General features: G+C 38.2%; 2 protein-coding genes and 1 pseudogene. All 3 read right to left on the bottom strand.

What is annotated here, in order from left to right:
• The coding region (locus A9G28_RS07975; protein ID WP_141674717.1) for a hypothetical protein at positions 1-605 on the bottom strand (605 nt) is incomplete at its 3' end.
• Between the two features lie 108 nt (positions 606-713).
• Positions 714-2,204 carry a hypothetical protein gene (locus tag A9G28_RS07980; protein ID WP_065580321.1) on the bottom strand — a complete coding sequence of 497 codons (1,491 nt, stop codon included), beginning with the start codon at positions 2,202-2,204 and terminating at the stop codon, positions 714-716.
• A 108-nt stretch (positions 2,205-2,312) separates the two neighbouring features.
• Positions 2,313-2,727, bottom strand: a pseudogene (locus A9G28_RS13610) (hypothetical protein); the annotation flags it as partial.

The raw sequence follows: 2,727 nt of genomic DNA on the forward strand, positions 1-2,727 counted from the left end.
GGCGCATAGCAATCCTGAAAGGTATCATCTAATCCCATTTCAGTACCATTGGCATCTCGACCTGTAATGGTTAAATTCCCCGTTGCGGTAATATCACCATCGCCATCTTTATCCGCCCAAAAACCATTATTATTCAGCAAATCGGTCATTGAAATAGCGTTTTGACCCGATGGAATAAGCGTTTTAATATCACTAAGTTTTATACCATCACGTGGCAATGATATCGGATTAGCTATAGATGAGGGATTGTTTTTTGGGGTTAGCACTTTACCATCAGGTAGCTCGATATTTAAAAATCTATCCGTATCCCACGATTGAGTTTGTCCACCATCAAATGTTAAATAAGGCGCTGAGCCCTGAATGATGTTTGCCGTTGTCACAGGCTCAACTTGGGGCAAATCAGCCAACAAAGGAATGCTAACCCCCGTTAAACAACAAAAAGGTAAAATTGATTTAAAGGTGATTAGGTTATTTGTGAGTTTTAAATACAAATCACAAAGCAAGTACTGTTTATCCTCATAAAAAAACGGAAAACGACAGGTTAACTTTCTAGCTGATTTTATTTTATTCTTTTTTATTAGCGTCAGTTGCTTTTTTGATTTCATGTTACTATTCCTTTAAATCCACATAAATACAAAACACTAGTGCAATTATTTTTGTAAAAGGGTACCTCGCTATTGCTGGTTTATTTAATTGTTCATAACTGTATATCACTAATTTACACAAACTGTTCTTCCATACGTTCTAACACCAGAGGATCCATCCTTAGCATATACCACAAGGTTATAGAGTCGTTCGGCTTGATACGTATTTTGAGTCCAATAAACAGCATAGTTTTCCATATTGCTGCCAGGATATTGGTAATCATGCATATCCCCCCACTCAGCTAAAAGCCCACCACCAATACGACGTTGGTAGTTGTTACCTTGACCCGCTAAGCCTTGATTCCAATATCGGGAATTAGCATTAGTCAGTTGGTTAACGATAGGTACTTGATACCCTAACTGCTCGCAATATTGTTTAGCGTCAGCATACTGACTTACACCTGCATAATCTTTCCTTGCGATAAACCATTTTTGAATCGTAAAGCTGTATACTTTATTGGTTTTGGCGCTATCAGAATATAATATAAAAGTAGTGGGTACGGCTGTTGCAGCCTCGGTTGCATTATCGCCATCTTTAGGACCGACTAATCGAATCTTAGCTATACTGCCATTGCCCGTTATATTTAAGTCAATACCAGAAGTAGACGGCGACTTATCAAACGCCATTTCACTACCTAAACTATCAACCATATCCATCTCAAAAAGTAACCCATTCATTCCAGTTGTAGGGAAGTTTGATGCTGGGTTATTCAGATCTTGACGTTTAAAGCCTTTGGCATCATCCCATTGGCTTGGTGGCCCTGAATAATTCGACCCACTCCAATTACCTTTATGACTATTACTCAGATAAAGGTTAGGTTTTACAGAATAAGTACAAGCACCTTTAGGCGGATTTAGATAATAAGTGGCGCGATTAGCCCCTATCCGAGTCGACTTTGGTTCGCCATAAGCCGTTGATAAGATACTATAATCACTTTGCATTGTTATACTATAGGGCGCATAGCAATCCTGAAAGGTATCATCTAATCCCATTTCAGTACCATTGGCATCTCGACCTGTAATGGTTAAATTCCCCGTTGCGGTAATATCACCATCGCCATCTTTATCCGCCCAAAAACCATTATTATTCAGCAAATCGGTCATTGAAATAGCGTTTTGACCCGATGGAATAAGCGTTTTAATATCACTAAGTTTTATACCATCACGTGGCAATGATATCGGATTAGCTATAGATGAGGGATTGTTTTTTGGGGTTAGCACTTTACCATCAGGTAGCTCGATATTTAAAAATCTATCCGTATCCCACGATTGAGTTTGTCCACCATCAAATGTTAAATAAGGCGCTGAGCCCTGAATGATGTTTGCCGTTGTCACAGGCTCAACTTGGGGCAAATCAGCCAACAAAGGAATGCTAACCCCCGTTAAACAACAAAAAGGTAAAATTGATTTAAAGGTGATTAGGTTATTTGTGAGTTTTAAATACAAATCACAAAGCAAGTACTGTTTATCCTCATAAAAAAACGGAAAACGACAGGTTAACTTTCTAGCTGATTTTATTTTATTCTTTTTTATTAGCGTCAGTTGCTTTTTTGATTTCATGTTACTATTCCTTTAAATCCACATAAATACAAAACACTAGTGCAATTATTTTTGTAAAAGGGTACCTCGCTATTGCTGGTTTATTTAATTGTTCATAACTGTATATCACTAATTTACACAAACTGTTCTTCCATACGTTCTAACACCAGAGGATCCATCCTTAGCATATACCACAAGGTTATAGAGTCGTTCGGCTTGATACGTATTTTGAGTCCAATAAACAGCATAGTTTTCCATATTGCTGCCAGGATATTGGTAATCATGCATATCCCCCCACTCAGCTAAAAGCCCACCACCAATACGACGTTGGTAGTTGTTACCTTGACCCGCTAAGCCTTGATTCCAATATCGGGAATTAGCATTAGTCAGTTGGTTAACGATAGGTACTTGATACCCTAACTGCTCGCAATATTGTTTAGCGTCAGCATACTGACTTACACCTGCATAATCTTTCCTTGCGATAAACCATTTTTGAATCGTAAAGCTGTATACTTTATTGGTTTTGGCGCTATCAGAATATAAT

This window comes from Gilliamella sp. Fer1-1 (assembly GCF_001690825.1).
Taxonomy (GTDB): Bacteria; Pseudomonadota; Gammaproteobacteria; order Enterobacterales; family Orbaceae; genus Gilliamella; species Gilliamella apicola_C.

Excerpts from the sequence above, each read along its gene's own strand:
- A9G28_RS07980 (WP_065580321.1), bottom strand. The coding sequence starts at position 2,204 with ATGAAATCAAAAAAGCAACTGACGCTAATAAAAAAGAATAAAATAAAA.